Source organism: Azovibrio restrictus DSM 23866 (genome assembly GCF_000429665.1).
GTDB lineage: Bacteria > Pseudomonadota > Gammaproteobacteria > Burkholderiales > Rhodocyclaceae > Azovibrio > Azovibrio restrictus.
In genome coordinates, this window is sequence record NZ_AUCH01000007.1 from 1 (window position 1) to 12,956 (window position 12,956).

A 12,956-nucleotide genomic window follows, 5' to 3' on the forward strand; every position below is an offset into this window, starting at 1 on the left:
GAAAAGAAACTGAGTCGTACCGCCTTTGCCATTGCCGGCTGAAAGGAAACCCCATGTTCCTGTTGTTTCCCCTCCCGCGTTTGCTTTGAGACTGATCGCCCATCATGGCTAAACGGATCGCACCGACACGGATTGACGCCGATAACTCTTCCGGCAGCTTGCCTGCCGCTTGTACCGATTGGCGCACCGTGAGCAGATTCCATGTCGGCACGGGTCATAGAGAACCCACACCAGATGCCGGATATACGACTGCATGCGCTTTCCAGCTGCCAAACCTATCGTTCAGTTTCCTTGATTTCCGGGGGAGTCCATATACGCAGGGTTAGATGCTTTACTCATAACCACGCCCAGCCCAGAGAAACATAGCCATAATCGCCCAAGGGTTTGCAGGTTTTGGCCCGGGACGGACGCCAAAATCGGAATCATCAGCCCAAGACTTTGCAGCAAGCAGAAATTCTTGAATCGTTTGATTTGCCCATTCACCTTGGAAGCCATCTGGGCTAAGTGCGACCATCTCTGATGCAGCACGATCCTCCGCCAATAAACCCACAAAGAAGAGAAAGGACGATTCGTCTTTCACAGCCAGCAAAGATTCAAAGAGTGCGTCGTGGGACATATGCACCTAACGCCCAGGTTAGGTGACGCCAGAGGTTTCATTGAGCCGTACGCGCTCAAGTATAAAGTCAGCCACTTTTTCTGGTGTATGCACCCTGGCGTCAATATAACCATCGAGCGAAAAAAGGCCTTCAACCGGAGCATCATCAAAGCGAACGAACATTAGTTGGTCATCTCTCTTTGATTTAATCAGGTCACGAATAGCTCGCCACTCAAGGCCGCACCATTGTTTCTCTGTGTAAGATTCACACAGAAAAATGACGATCAGGTCGGAGCGATTTCTGTAAATATCTTGAAGAAAAATATCTAGATTTGGCCTGGACAGTTGCGCCTGATAGTCATAGTCATAGAATATCGAGTCTGCTGGTAGTGCAGGCCGAAGCTTGTCTACAACTGTTGAAACGAAACTACGCCTATCTCCAGGAAATGAGACTGCAACTTTAAAATTTAGGTTATCTGCCGACATCGTTGATCGATCTGACTTAGTAATTCGCCGCTCCACGTAGAGTCGCTCCAGGGCAATAAGAGAAAGCGAGAACGGGTCAGGCTCAATCTGCTGAGAACGCTCCCTTCCCGGATTTGTCATCGAAAGATGAAAAATTAGATAGTTCAACCAAACAGCTAACGGATTATTGTTCGACGTGACCGTTGGTTTGGCTAAATCCAACCTTTTCTTTTCGTTTTCAATGATTTCTGAAGTTGCTCTAATTTGAAGCAGAGTGGCTTCATCCTCATCGAATAAAGATCCGGCTCGTTGTGCCATTCGTAAAAACAAATCCAGCCCTTCGCCTTCGAGCAAGCCGTAACATGACAAAGCAGCACCCCTTATTCCCCATTTGAGGTCGCTGGAGACAAGATCGTTTTGAAACTTTAGTAGTGCGCCATCACCACCCAGTGTGCCATAGTACTGCCACAACATTATGGCGTGGTTTGGCTTCATAAATGGGCGATTGAAGCTGGTGCCATCCTGTGTAACAAATAGAAGCGAGAGTTTTAGAGGATAAAATTTCCCAGACTCTGTCTCAAACGAACTGATTAAACGGCGAATCTCGTCTGTTTTCTCGTGCAGGGGCATTGACACTCCGCTGGTGATTTAATGGTAACGAATGCTGAATAATTGAAAACAGCTCCAAGATTTTCTGAAAATCGCCAAAAGTTGCCAATGGAATTGTACGCCAGCTTTCGGGCGATTCAGCCTCCTGGCAGCTCTTGGCCGAGTGCAGGCGTTGCCAGCATGCCAACTCACCAGTCGATTCAACCAAAATCCGCCTCTTCCGTAACAAAAGCTACGGAAGGCCCGCGCTCCCCGGGCAAGCTTGTCTCGTCCTGCCCCGCAGGCGCCGACCTTCGGGCTGGTTGTGACTTCATTCACGGAGACCGCCATGCAAGCCATGCGTTTTTTCATCGACACCCATGACCGCCAGTCCGGGGAAAATAGGGGTCAGATCCCAATTATTAAGAGCAACCCGGCTGTTCTGGCATCAACTTGGACTTTTTCGGTCATGGCAAATATCCGGGGCAGCTTCGCGTTTTCATAGACGTGTGGCGAATTTACTCTTTTGGCCCCGGCAACGTCCCCGACTGTTGAACCAGTTTCTTCTCTTCCGCCTTGACCCGCCGCTCCAGCTTCTTGATGTCCTCTTCCGGCGGCAGTTGCTCCGGCTTGATACCGCGCTGGCCGAGCATCTCGCGCACGCTTTCGTTGTTTTGCACATGCTCGCGGGTGATGGCGCGTTCGCCTTGCAGGTTGTCCTGGTTGACGTTGTGATTGGTGATTTCGGTCGCCAGGTTCTTGGCAGCGATAGTCAGGGTAGGCAGAAAGTCGGCCAGCGGGCGGGCCTTGGTGATGCCGAAACGGTCTTTCATGGCCTGGGTGGTGTGGCCGCCGAAGAGGGCTGCATCGCCTTGTGAGCGGATGCGGCCGAAGCCGGCGTCGTCAACGCCGCGTTCGTAGATGTTCTGGGACAGTGTCTTTTCCGATTCGCGCAGGCGTTCACGGGCATCGAGCCTGGCTTGCAGGCGCATGCGGTCCTCGATCAGCTCCTGTTTGCGAGTCTGGATGGCGAAGTAGCTTTGGGCGAAGGCAATCGCTTCCTTGCGCGGATCGCCGTTCTGGGCGATCAGGTAGCAGGCGTAGCGGGTGAGCATGTAGTCGTCGACCTGGCGCTGGCCGCCCTTGCCGATCTCGATCATTTTCGTGACGCCACGAAAATGATCGCTGACCGCGTAGCCCGTGGTTTCGCAGGATTCGATGGCGCGCTTGATGGCGGTCTGGAAATTCTCCCAGCGCACGTAGCCAAGCGGTTCCATCAGGTCGCGGGCAAACCAGAATTCGATGCCTTCTTCTGGCGTTTGCTGGCCTAGCGCATCGAATCGGTTCTTGAGTAATTGAATCGAACTGGAGTGCATAGCGACGCCCTTTCATTCATGTTCATGCCTGGCTTCGACAACGGCGAGGGCCTTTACCACGCCTTCGGGATGCAAACGCCTCGGCAAGCCTCGACATTCCAGCCGGATACCCGTTCGCCCGGAATATCCCTGGAAAGGACATCATGTTATTTGAATGAACAGGGGTTGCGAAGTGGCACCGCATATCGTCACCAGCAAGCCAGCATTTCTGGCAATAGATGCAGCCCCTACCTCCAAGGAAGCTGGCGGTCCGACACCCAGGCCCTTCTGTAACAAAAGCTACGGAAGGCCCGCGCTCCCCCGGGCAAGCTTGTCTCCGTCCTGCCCCGCAGGCGCCGGCCTTCGGGCTGGTTGTGACTTCATTCACGGAGACCGCCATGCAAGCCATGCGTTTTTTCATCGACACCCATGACCGCCAGTCCGGCACCTTTCCCCAGGAGCTCAGCCGCGACGATTTCGAGAGTTTCTACCGCCTCTACGAGCAGGCCTGTTACGCGGAGGAGGTGGTGCCCATCCGCATCCACCTGAGTTACGACGCGGGCAAGGCCTTCTGCCTGAACATGGCGGCGGATGCGGAGGCGGTGCGCCGGGCCCATGCCCGGGTGGGGCTGCCCTTCGACGGCATCACCGAGGTCAGCACCGCCACCCCCGGGGATACCTTCTTCCGCCGCGCCCCCTGAGCAACCGGCCGGGGCCGCGCCCCGGCCTTTCTTCGCGAGGAGATTCCCATGGAAACAGGTCTGTTCGATGTGCTGGGCGTGGCCGGGCCTGCCCTGCTGCTGGCCCTGGTGGTGCTGGTGTCCATGGTGCACCTGGAGCTGGGCCCCTTCACTCACCTGGAAACCCCGGGCAAGTGGCTGCTCACCGCCGCCCTGGGGGCCGGGGTGCTGGCCTTCATCTTCAAGATGAGCGTGGCCCTGTACCTGAACCCCAAGCCGGACCGGCTGCTGGTGCTGCCCCATCCGGATTTCAGCCGCCGGGCCGCCGCCCTGCCGGGACCAGCGGCGGTGCTGCAGTACCAGCCCTACCAGTGGCAGGCCCTGCCGGCCCGAGCGCCGGGGGCGGCCACTGATCCGGCCCTGGTGGAGCTGGGGCGGCAGCTCTTCAACGAAACCGCCCTGTCCGCCGATGGCCGTCTGACCTGTGCCTCCTGCCATGACCTGCTGGCAGCGGCGGGGGCCGACGGCCAGCCCCAGGCCGTGGGCATAGGGGCCCAGGTGGGGCCGCGCAATTCCCCCACGGTGTGGAATTCGGGCTTCCAGTCGGTGCTGTTCTGGGATGGCCGCGCTCCTTCCCTGGAGGCCCAGGCCACCGGCCCCATCCTGAATCCGGTGGAAATGGGCCTGAGTTCCGGGGCCGAGGCGGAGCGGCGCCTGCAGGCCCTGCCTGCTTACGGCCCGGCGTTCCGGCAGGCCTTCGGGGACCCGGACATCAGCTTCACCCGGGTGGCCCGGGCCCTGGCCGCCTACGAGCGCACCCTGGTCACCGCCGACAGCCCCTACGACCGCTACGTGCAGGGCGACCAAAACGCCCTGGACCCGGCTCAGCTGCGGGGCATGCGCCTGTTCCAGGAAACCGGCTGCATCAACTGCCACCGGGGCCCGGCCTTCAGCGATGCCAGCCTGCTGGAAAAGGGCGCGCCCCTGCGCATCTTCCCCGCCTTTCCCAATCCCCTGGCCCGCCGTTACGGGCTGGACCAGGAGGCCGGCCAACCCCCGGGGCCCCGGGCCTGGCGGGTGCCGTCCCTGCGCAACGTGGCCCTCACCGGGCCCTACTTCCACAATGGCCGGGTGCGGGAGTTGAAGGAGGCGATCCGCATCATGGCGGTGTCCCAGCTGGACGTGGCGGTGCCCGGCGTCACGCCGCGCCAGCGCTTCCTGTTCGGGGCCGACGGGCAGCTGCAGTCCGTCGCCCAGCGCAGCCTCAGCGAGGCGGACATCGACGACCTGGCGGCCTTCCTGGACGCCTTGAGCAGCGCCCGGCTGAAGACGGCCCTGAGCGGCCGGAGCGGAGCCTGACCCATGCGGGCGGAATTGCTAGACTGGCGCTTTCCGCCACCGCCCAAGCCCATGGAAAGCCCTGCCCTGGAATCCCTGGAAGTCTTCCGCCGGCTCTCGGGGCCGGGTCTGCAACTGCTCCACGCGGGCGTGCAGCGCCTGCACCTGCCCCGGCACACCCAGGCCCTCTACAAGGGGCAGGCCATTTCCGGCGCCTATTTCGTGCTCAGCGGCCGGCTGCGGGTGTTCTCCCTGTCGCCGGAAGGCAGCGAGGCCAGCCTGTATTTCATCGACCCCGGGGAAACCTGCATCTTCGCCCTCAACAGCCTGTTCAACGACCTGAGCTACCCGGCCTGGGTGGAGGCGGAGAGCGATACCACCCTGGCCCTGGTGCCCGGCCCCCTGTTCCGGCGCCTGTTCCAGCAGGAACCCGGGATCCAGGACATGACCGTGCGCGCCCTGTCCACCCTGGTGTTCCGCCTGATGCGGGAGCTGGAGGATGTGCATGCCTACAAGCTGGAGCAGCGGCTGGCCAACCTGCTGCTGTTGCGCGCCAACACCCAGGGAGAGATCGCCATGACCCAGGAACAAATCGCCCATCACCTGGGCAGCACCCGGGAGGTGATTGCCCGGCTGCTGCGGGGCATGGTTGCGGCCCGGCTGCTGCAGACCCGGCGGGGCCGCATCCAGCTCCTGGACCGGAACGGGCTGTCCCGGCTGCTGGGCCAGCCCGCCGGCTGAAAACCTGCCCGGCCGCCGGGTGCCTCAGGAAAGAAACCGGCAGGGCGGAAACGGCCCGCCCCCCTCTGGCCACCCCCGGCTCAGCCGGCCAGCGGCGCCCGCCGCCACAGTTTCAGGCGCACCTGCACGTCCACTTCCAGCCGGTTGAGCCGGGCCGCCCTAGCCCGGCCTTCGGCGCCTGCCAGATGCTGGTGGGGGGTCATGGCCAGCAGGCTGGCGATGGCTTCCTGGTTTTCCAGTGCCAGGGGATAGGCCAGGGTTTCCTCCCCTGCCGGAGTGAAGCCGGGGGGCGGCTGCAGGCTGACGGGTTTTTCCGGCTTGAGGCTGGGGTAGATGACCTCCCGCAGCTGCAACAGATGCCCGGGACCCGCATCCACCTGGAGCAGCAGCCCGCCGGGTTTGAGCACCCGGGCGAATTCTTCATACACGGGAAAACCGAACAGGCAGAGGAGCCGGTCCATCTCCCCGTCGGGCACCGGCAGGTGGGCATTGCTACCCACCACCCAGGCCAGGCCCTGCCCCTGGCTGGCAAAGCGATCCTGCCTGGCGGCGGCCAGAACCGCCCACTTGGAAATGTCCAGCCCCAGGATGGCGAGCCTGCCGGGCCCGGCCGCCTGCCCGGCCTCGGCCAGGCGGCGCAGGTAATAGCCTTCGCCGCAGCCGGCGTCCAGACAGTTCAGGGTGCTGCCAGCGGGGCGCTCCGCCAGGGTCAGGCGGCTGACGGCAGCGGCAATGGGCTGGTAATGGCCGGCATTGAGAAAGCTGCGCCGGGCGGCCACCATCTCCTTGCTGTCCCCCGGGTCCCGGGAACGTTTCTGCTGCACGGGGAGCAGATTCACATAGCCCTGGGCTGCCTGATCGAAGGCGTGCCCCCGGGCGCAGCGCCAGCTGCCCCCCTGCCGTTCCAGGGGCAGGCCATCCAGGGGGCAGGTCAGGCGGTCATAGGGTCTGAGTTCCATGGGCCGGCATTCTATCCGTCCTGGCGGAAATGGGCGGCCAGACCGGTGAATACCGGGTGGTCGCCCCCGTGCAGGCGCACGCCCTGCACGTCCTCCAGCTTTTCCACCTGGCGCAGCACCTGGGGCATGCGTTCGTCTTCCATCACCTTGAGCCAGATGCGGCTGTGCCGGCCGTCCCCCACGGGCAGGCAGGCTATGCCTTCCAGGTTGTAGGCGCGGCGGGAAAACAGGCCCACCACATGGGCCATCACTCCGGCATGGTTGTTCACGTCGATTTCCAGCACGGCGCTGGCGCGGGTTTGTGTCGTCATCATGTTCTCCTTGGCAGTCAATCTCGAAACCTCATTTGCCCCACAGCGACACGGAGCACACAGAGAAAAGACCATGCCGCCCCTGCCCCCCGGCGGGGCAAAGCAAGGGGACGGGCCCTGGCGTTCCTGTCCTTCTCCGGGTCCCTGTGCCGCTGTGGCAAGCGCTGTGGCAAGACATGCCGGCTCACCCGATCATGTCCCGGTTGGCAGCGCCCGGGGGCACCATGGGCCAGACCTTGTGGGCCAGGTCTATGCTCACGTGGATCAGGCAGGGGCCGTGGCTGGACAGGGCCTGGAGCAGGTCGGCGCAGGGATTGGCGCTCTTGTCCAGATCCACGGCCTTGATGCCGCAGCCCCGGGCCACCTGGACGAAGTCGGGCACCGCCTGGAAGCGGGAGGCATAGACCCGCTCCTTGTAGAACAGGGTCTGCTGCTGGTGCACCAGGCCCAGGGAGGCGTTGTCCATGACGATGATCTTGACGTTCGCATCCTCCTGGGCGGCGGTCACCAGTTCCTGGATGTTCATCAGGATGGAGCCGTCGCCGGTGAAGCAGACCACGGTGCGCCGGGGTTCGGCCAGGGCGGCGCCGATGGCGGCGGGCAGGCCGAAGCCCATGGTGCCCAGACCGCCGGACGTGAGCCACTGGCGCGGCCGGCGCAGGGGGTAGGCCTGGGCCACCCACATCTGGTGCTGGCCCACGTCGGTGGCGATGATGGCCTCGTCGTCCAGGCAGGCGGCCACGGTGCGGATCAGGCCGAAGTGGCTGCGGGGATCGTGGCTGTCCTCGGGCAGGGGGAAGGGATGCTCGCTTTCCAGCTGGTCGATGCGGGCCAGCCATGCCGGCCGCTGCCGCGCCTCCACCAGGGGCAGCAGGGCTTGCAGCACCTGGGCCGTGTCGCCGGTGATACCCACGTGGGCAGTCTTGATCTTGTGCAGCTCGGCCGGGTCGATGTCGATGTGGACGATGCGCGCCCCCGGGCAGAACTGGGCCACCTGGCCCGTGGCCCGGTCGTCGAAGCGGGCCCCCACGGCGATCAGCAGGTCGCACTCGTCCAGGGCCAGGTTGGTGGAGCGGGCCCCGTGCATGCCCAGCATGCGCAGGGAAAGCCGGTGATCCACGGGCATGGCGCCCAGGGCCATGAGGGTCATCACCGTGGGCAGCTCGGCCTGCTCCGCCAACTGCACGGCCAGGGACGCGGCGCCCCCGGCCACTACCCCGCCGCCCAGGTAGAGGATGGGCTTCTCGGCCCCGTTGATCAGGTCAGCAGCGGCCTGCAGCAGCGCCTGGGGGGCCGGCGACGGGGCCTGCCGGGTCCCGGGTGCGGGCCAGTCGGTGATGCTGATGCGTTCGGTCTGGACATCCTTGGGCACATCCACCAGCACCGGCCCGGGGCGGCCGGAAGCGGCGATTTCAAAGGCCCGGGGCAGCACTTCCAGGAGCTCGGCGGCGGAGCTGACCAGGAAGTTGTGCTTGGTGATGGGCAGGGACAGGCCGTAGGTATCCACCTCCTGAAAAGCGTCGGTGCCGATCAGGGCCTGGGGCACCTGGCCGGTGATGGCCACCAGGGGGATGGAATCCAGCTTGGCATCGGCGATGGCCGTGAGCAGGTTGGTGGCGCCGGGCCCCGAAGAGGCGATGCACACGGCCGGCTGTCCCGTGACCCGGGCCATGCCCTGGGCCATGAAGCCGGCGCCCTGCTCGTGCCGGGCCAGCACGTGGTGGATGCGGGTGGAGCGGGACAGGGCGTCGTAAAAGGGCAGGATGGGGCCGCCCGGGATGCCGGCCACGGTACGGATGCCCTGGCGTTCCAGCAGGCGCACGATGATCTCGGCGCCGCTCAGGGTTTCCGTGTGGGGGGCGGCCTCCCGGGCATGGGGCTGGGCCAGTTCGGCAAGGTTGGTCATGGGTGCTCTCCTTTCAGTTACCGGCTTCGCCGGGAGGAGGGCCCCAAAAGAGAAACCCCCGCCCGGTTTGCACCGGCGGGGGTTTTGGATTCTGGCTATCTGTTTCTGCTAGCCTGCCCGTGCCGGTGCGCCCTGTACGATTACAGGTACGACTACGGTTACGGTAATGACGGCCACGGACGCCGCGCGCAGGCCGGCCGGCACGAAGGCGGCGGCAGTACGGCGGAAGGCGGCGTCAAGGATCATCGACATCGAGGCGGCAGCAAAAAGAGGGGCCATTATGGTCCCGCCCCCCGACCCCTGCCAAGGGGGCGGCGAAAAATAGTTGCGCCGCCGGCCCGGCAAGCCCTCATGGGCAGACCTGGGTGGTGGGCCGGTTGTTCCGGGTCACCGGGCGCCCCTGGCTGAAGGAGAAATAGGGGTCGCAGGCCGGAGGCGCCGCCGCCGTGCGGGCTTCCAGCTCACCCCCGGGGCGGAGCTGAGCATCGGCCCCGAGAATCTGTAGCCGGTAACGGTAGCTTCCGGCAGGGGCCAGGTTTCCATCCACGAAGGCGGTATCCGAAAAGTCTTCCGGGGTGAGGCGCTGCTCCGCCGCGCCGTCCGCCCCCTGCCGGTAGAGGCGGTAGCGCTCTCCCGCCGCCGCCCGGCCCCAGGCCAGCAGCACCTGGGTGGCCCCGGCATCCACCAGGGTCAGGGCAGTCTTTGCTGGCGCGGGAGCCGGTGCCCCGCCCTGCCCCGCCGCCAGGGCCTGGACCATGCGCCAGACGGCGGCGATCTGCAGCCCTTCCTTGGTGGCATAGCGGCCGGTCATGTCGAAGGCAAAGTCGTTGTAGCCCCACCAGTCCCAGCAGCCCTGGGGATTGAAGGGGGTGATGGGCACGGCGCTGGTGGCGGCGGTCTGGGGATAGAGCACCACGATGCGGTTGGCGTCGGCCCATTCGTTGAAGCCGGCGCCCTGGACGAAGTCCATGCCGATCTTTTCCGCCTGCTGCTGGCAGCCGTGGAAGGCCACGTGCAGGCGGCAGGGCAGCCCGGCGCGGCAGTCGGCGGGCAGATACAAATAGCCGGTCCCGGCCAGGGAGACCTTGATGGGGTCCACCGGGCTACCGCCCTTGCGCACATAGGGCGCCTGGTCGAAGGCCAGTACCTGGCCCCCCAGGGCCGGGGTGGGCCTGCGTTCCAGGGGGCCGTAGAAGAACTGCAGGGCGGAGCCGGCGGCATCGTAGGCCTGCTCGCTGCCCGGCGCCGCCGGACAGCTGTTGATGTAGTTGCCCCCGGTGCTGCTGCAGGTGTTGCAGGCGGTGCCGCCCGGATGGGCCGGGCAGCTGGCGGAAATCTGGGCGTGGGCCGCAGGCAGTTCCTCCTTAGCGAAGAGCTGGCCGGGCGCCAGGAAGTGGCGGTAGTAATCGGCCAGGGCGGTGCTGACCGGGGCCTTGACGATGCCGTCGTTGTAGCCATGGAAGATCCACAGGCGCTGCCGGGCCAGCCCGCTGCTGGCGTCGATCAGGCCGTTGGCGGCCCAGGCCCGGGTGGCGGCCACCATGGCATCCTGCTCCTCGGGGCCGATGGGCCGGGCCGGATAGGCCGGGTCCCCCTGCATGCAGCGGGCCATGGCCCGGCTCACCCCGGCCCCGGCCCAGGCGTCGCGCCCGGAGCAGAAATAGGGGCCGCCGGCCGTGGCCGCCACGCCCCGCACCGCGGCAGAATGGGCCACCCCGAACTGCACCGCCATGAAGGCGCCGGAGGAAATCCCCGACACCGTGGTCTGCTCCAGGTCCAGGTTCAGGGCCGGCAGGGGCTCCCTGGCCTGAAGCGGCCCCCAGGCCAGGAGGCCGGCCAGCAGCCCGCCCAGCATCCGCAACTTGATCGACATTCCCATGGTGATCTCTCCCGTTTTCCCGTCCCGGGCCATCCGTAGCCAGGACAATGGCATCACCTTAGGCATTGACGCCACACAAGGCAAGGCCGGCCTGGCCCCGGGGGCCAACTTGTGCTGGGCCGGGGGCCCGCCCCTGCGTTACCATGGCGCCCCTGTTCCCCGCTGCGCCAGCGCTTTCCATGTCCGCCCACCGGCCGTTTACGCCCAGACGTCTGTATCCCGTGGCCGCCTTCGTCGGCGGCTTCCTCTGGGATGCCCTGACCCTGGGCCAGCGGGTGAAGCCCCTGGATTTCTGGCGCCTGGGCGCCTACCTGGCGGGCGCCGCCCTGCTGCTCTACTGGCTGGCCTGGCGCCGGGACCGCTTCATCCATCCCCCCGAACCCAGCCCCACCTACCGGGGCCGCTGGCAGCAGATCCGCTGGATTGCCCCTTACCTGCTGCTGCAGTTCTTCTTCGGCGGCCTGTTCTCGGCCCTGTTCATCCTCTACGTGAAGAGCGCCGGCCACCTGCCGGCCTGGCTGGCTGCGGGCTTCCTGGCCTTGCTGCTGGTGGCCAACGAATTCTGGCGGGACCGCTACGGCCGCCGCTTCACCCTCAACTGGTGCCTGTTCGCCCTGTGCGCCATCCTGTTCATGAACTTTGCCCTGCCGCACGCCCTGGGCACTCTGGATACCCGCTGGTTCCACGTATCCACGGCCCTGGGGCTGGGCCTGGCCCAGCTGCTCTACTGGCTGGCCCCGGGCAGCCCGGGGCGCATCCGCCCAGCCTGGGGCGTGGCCTTCTGCCTGCTGCTGGCCTGGCATCTGGACATGGTGGCGCCGGTGCCCCTGGTGAACAAGGCCAGCGCCGTGGGTCAGGATTTCGTGCAGGAAAAGGGGGAATACCAGCTGCTGGTGGAGCCGGCGCCGGCCTGGCAGTTCTGGCGCACCCAGGCGGAAACCCTGCACCTGCCGCCCAAGGGCCGGCTGTACGGCATTTCCGCCGTGTTCGCCCCGAAGGGCGTGTCCGCCCCCCTGGAGCACCGCTGGCTGTACCAGCCCCCGGGCGGGAGCTGGAGCACGGTGCGGGAAATCCGCTTCACCGTTCAGGGGGGACGCAAGGAGGGGTTCCGGGGCTATTCCTACGTGAATGATCCGGCCCCCGGGGAATGGCGCCTGGTGGTGGCCACCCAGGAGGGGCAGACCATCACCAGCCTGGATTTCAGCGTCGCCCCGGGCCTGCCCGCCAACCCGGAGCTGCGCCGCTACTAACCGGGCTACATGCCCAGGGATTTGAGCAGGTCCTCGTTGTCGCTGCTATCGCTGCTGCCGGCCAGCGCCGGGGCCGCCGCCGAAGCACTCCCGGCCTGGTCGAACAGCTCGTCGGGATTCGGGGCATCCTGGGGTTCGAAATCGTAGAGCTTGATGAACTCGGTCCGGTCTATGGCCAGTTCCAGGTAGAAGATGTTGTTGCGCCCGGTGAAGAAGGTGACCCGGCGCGCTTCGGGCTTGTCCAGGTTGGTATCGACGCTGAGCATCACCTGCTTGTTCAGCACCAGCATCTTGGGCTGGTTCTGGGTGATGTGGGTCTGCAGCTCCCGGGCCACCTTGCCGGTGAAGTCCCCGACGATCTGGTTCATCAATTCCCCCATCACGTTGCTGACCTCGTCGGAGGTGTGGGTGCTGGCCAGCCCGTCCCGGGACATGCCCATGTTGAGCATGTAGTTCTCGTAGAGCTCCATGGCCGCCGGCGCCGAAAAATTGATCACCACCAGACCGGAAAAGCCCCCGTCGAAGAGCACGAAGCAGCCGATGTCCGGCTTCAGGCAGGTCTTGGTGATGCGCTGCACCATGCCCGAATAGTGCAGCTGGCTCTGGGTGGCGACGCTGAGCACTTTGGTGACGGAGTTGCAGAGGCTGATGAGGATTTCTTCGGTGCCGTATACGGCTTCTTTTTCCTGGGCAGTCATGGCTGGACTTGTCTCTGAGTAAAGGAATGGGCTTATGTATAACATAGGTCTACAGGGCCCAGCACCCCCGGCCCGGCCTGCACCGGGATTTCGCTTCCCGAGGGCGCAGCCAGAGGGCCGGAGCCACCCCGCCAGCAGCGCAGATGAACCATCCGACACCAGGGGGTATCAGAGGCTGATTGCGGGGAATT

General features: G+C 64.8%; 14 protein-coding genes. 5 read left to right on the plus strand and 9 right to left on the minus strand.

The window, feature by feature from the left end:
* From G474_RS23905 to G474_RS22715, 3 genes are all read right to left on the minus strand, one after another.
* The coding region (locus G474_RS23905; protein WP_211228084.1) for a hypothetical protein at positions 1–187 on the minus strand (187 nt) is incomplete at its 3' end.
* 144 nt (positions 188–331) lie between these two features.
* On the minus strand, positions 332–616 hold the full coding sequence (locus tag G474_RS23305; protein WP_156919204.1) for a hypothetical protein: 285 nt from the start codon (positions 614–616) through the stop codon (positions 332–334).
* Between the two features lie 18 nt (positions 617–634).
* Positions 635–1,690, minus strand: coding sequence for a TIR domain-containing protein (locus G474_RS22715; protein WP_084513667.1), 1,056 nt, complete (start codon positions 1,688–1,690; stop codon positions 635–637).
* Between the two features lie 307 nt (positions 1,691–1,997).
* Here G474_RS22715 and G474_RS23310 point away from each other — a divergent pair, with 307 nt between their 5' ends.
* Positions 1,998–2,153: a hypothetical protein gene (locus tag G474_RS23310; protein WP_156919205.1), complete on the plus strand. Its 156-nt coding sequence runs from the start codon at positions 1,998–2,000 to the stop codon at positions 2,151–2,153.
* Between the two features lie 13 nt (positions 2,154–2,166).
* On the opposite strand, the gene dinD is transcribed toward G474_RS23310, so the two are convergent.
* Positions 2,167–3,024 (minus strand): DNA damage-inducible protein D, encoded by an 858-nt coding sequence (gene dinD / locus G474_RS0108370; RefSeq protein ID WP_026686575.1) that lies wholly within the window; start codon positions 3,022–3,024, stop codon positions 2,167–2,169.
* Positions 3,025–3,401: 377 nt separating this feature from the next.
* Here dinD and G474_RS0108375 point away from each other — a divergent pair, with 377 nt between their 5' ends.
* Genes G474_RS0108375 through G474_RS0108385 form a run of 3 tightly spaced genes read left to right on the plus strand, consistent with a single transcriptional unit; the run spans position 3,402 to position 5,762 of the window.
* Complete coding sequence (locus G474_RS0108375; RefSeq protein ID WP_026686576.1) at positions 3,402–3,704, plus strand: DUF4242 domain-containing protein; 303 nt, start codon at positions 3,402–3,404, stop codon at positions 3,702–3,704.
* A 48-nt stretch (positions 3,705–3,752) separates the two neighbouring features.
* Complete coding sequence (locus tag G474_RS20150) at positions 3,753–5,042, plus strand: cytochrome-c peroxidase (RefSeq protein WP_051282149.1); 1,290 nt, start codon at positions 3,753–3,755, stop codon at positions 5,040–5,042.
* 3 nt (positions 5,043–5,045) lie between these two features.
* Complete coding sequence (locus G474_RS0108385) at positions 5,046–5,762, plus strand: Crp/Fnr family transcriptional regulator (RefSeq protein WP_245589331.1); 717 nt, start codon at positions 5,046–5,048, stop codon at positions 5,760–5,762.
* A gap of 80 nt (positions 5,763–5,842) precedes the next feature.
* On the opposite strand, the gene G474_RS0108390 is transcribed toward G474_RS0108385, so the two are convergent.
* The 4 genes from G474_RS0108390 to G474_RS20155 form a co-directional block, all read right to left on the minus strand.
* Positions 5,843–6,721: a putative RNA methyltransferase gene (locus G474_RS0108390; protein WP_026686578.1), complete on the minus strand. Its 879-nt coding sequence runs from the start codon at positions 6,719–6,721 to the stop codon at positions 5,843–5,845.
* Between the two features lie 11 nt (positions 6,722–6,732).
* On the minus strand, positions 6,733–7,035 hold the full coding sequence (gene ilvN, locus G474_RS0108395; protein WP_026686579.1) for an acetolactate synthase small subunit: 303 nt from the start codon (positions 7,033–7,035) through the stop codon (positions 6,733–6,735).
* A 181-nt stretch (positions 7,036–7,216) separates the two neighbouring features.
* The gene (gene ilvB, locus G474_RS0108400; protein WP_084513668.1) at positions 7,217–8,938 is read right to left on the minus strand and encodes an acetolactate synthase large subunit; all 1,722 of its coding nucleotides are present in this window, start codon (positions 8,936–8,938) and stop codon (positions 7,217–7,219) included.
* Between the two features lie 349 nt (positions 8,939–9,287).
* On the minus strand, positions 9,288–10,811 hold the full coding sequence (locus tag G474_RS20155; RefSeq protein ID WP_156919206.1) for an extracellular catalytic domain type 2 short-chain-length polyhydroxyalkanoate depolymerase: 1,524 nt from the start codon (positions 10,809–10,811) through the stop codon (positions 9,288–9,290).
* A 149-nt stretch (positions 10,812–10,960) separates the two neighbouring features.
* On the opposite strand from G474_RS20155, the gene G474_RS0108410 reads away from it, so the two are divergent.
* Positions 10,961–12,067 (plus strand): DUF2914 domain-containing protein, encoded by a 1,107-nt coding sequence (locus tag G474_RS0108410; protein ID WP_156919207.1) that lies wholly within the window; start codon positions 10,961–10,963, stop codon positions 12,065–12,067.
* Between the two features lie 5 nt (positions 12,068–12,072).
* On the opposite strand, the gene G474_RS0108415 is transcribed toward G474_RS0108410, so the two are convergent.
* Entirely contained in the window at positions 12,073–12,765 is a 693-nt protein-coding gene (locus G474_RS0108415; protein ID WP_026686582.1) for a DUF3334 family protein, read from the minus strand.
* Positions 12,766–12,956 lie beyond the last annotated feature (191 nt).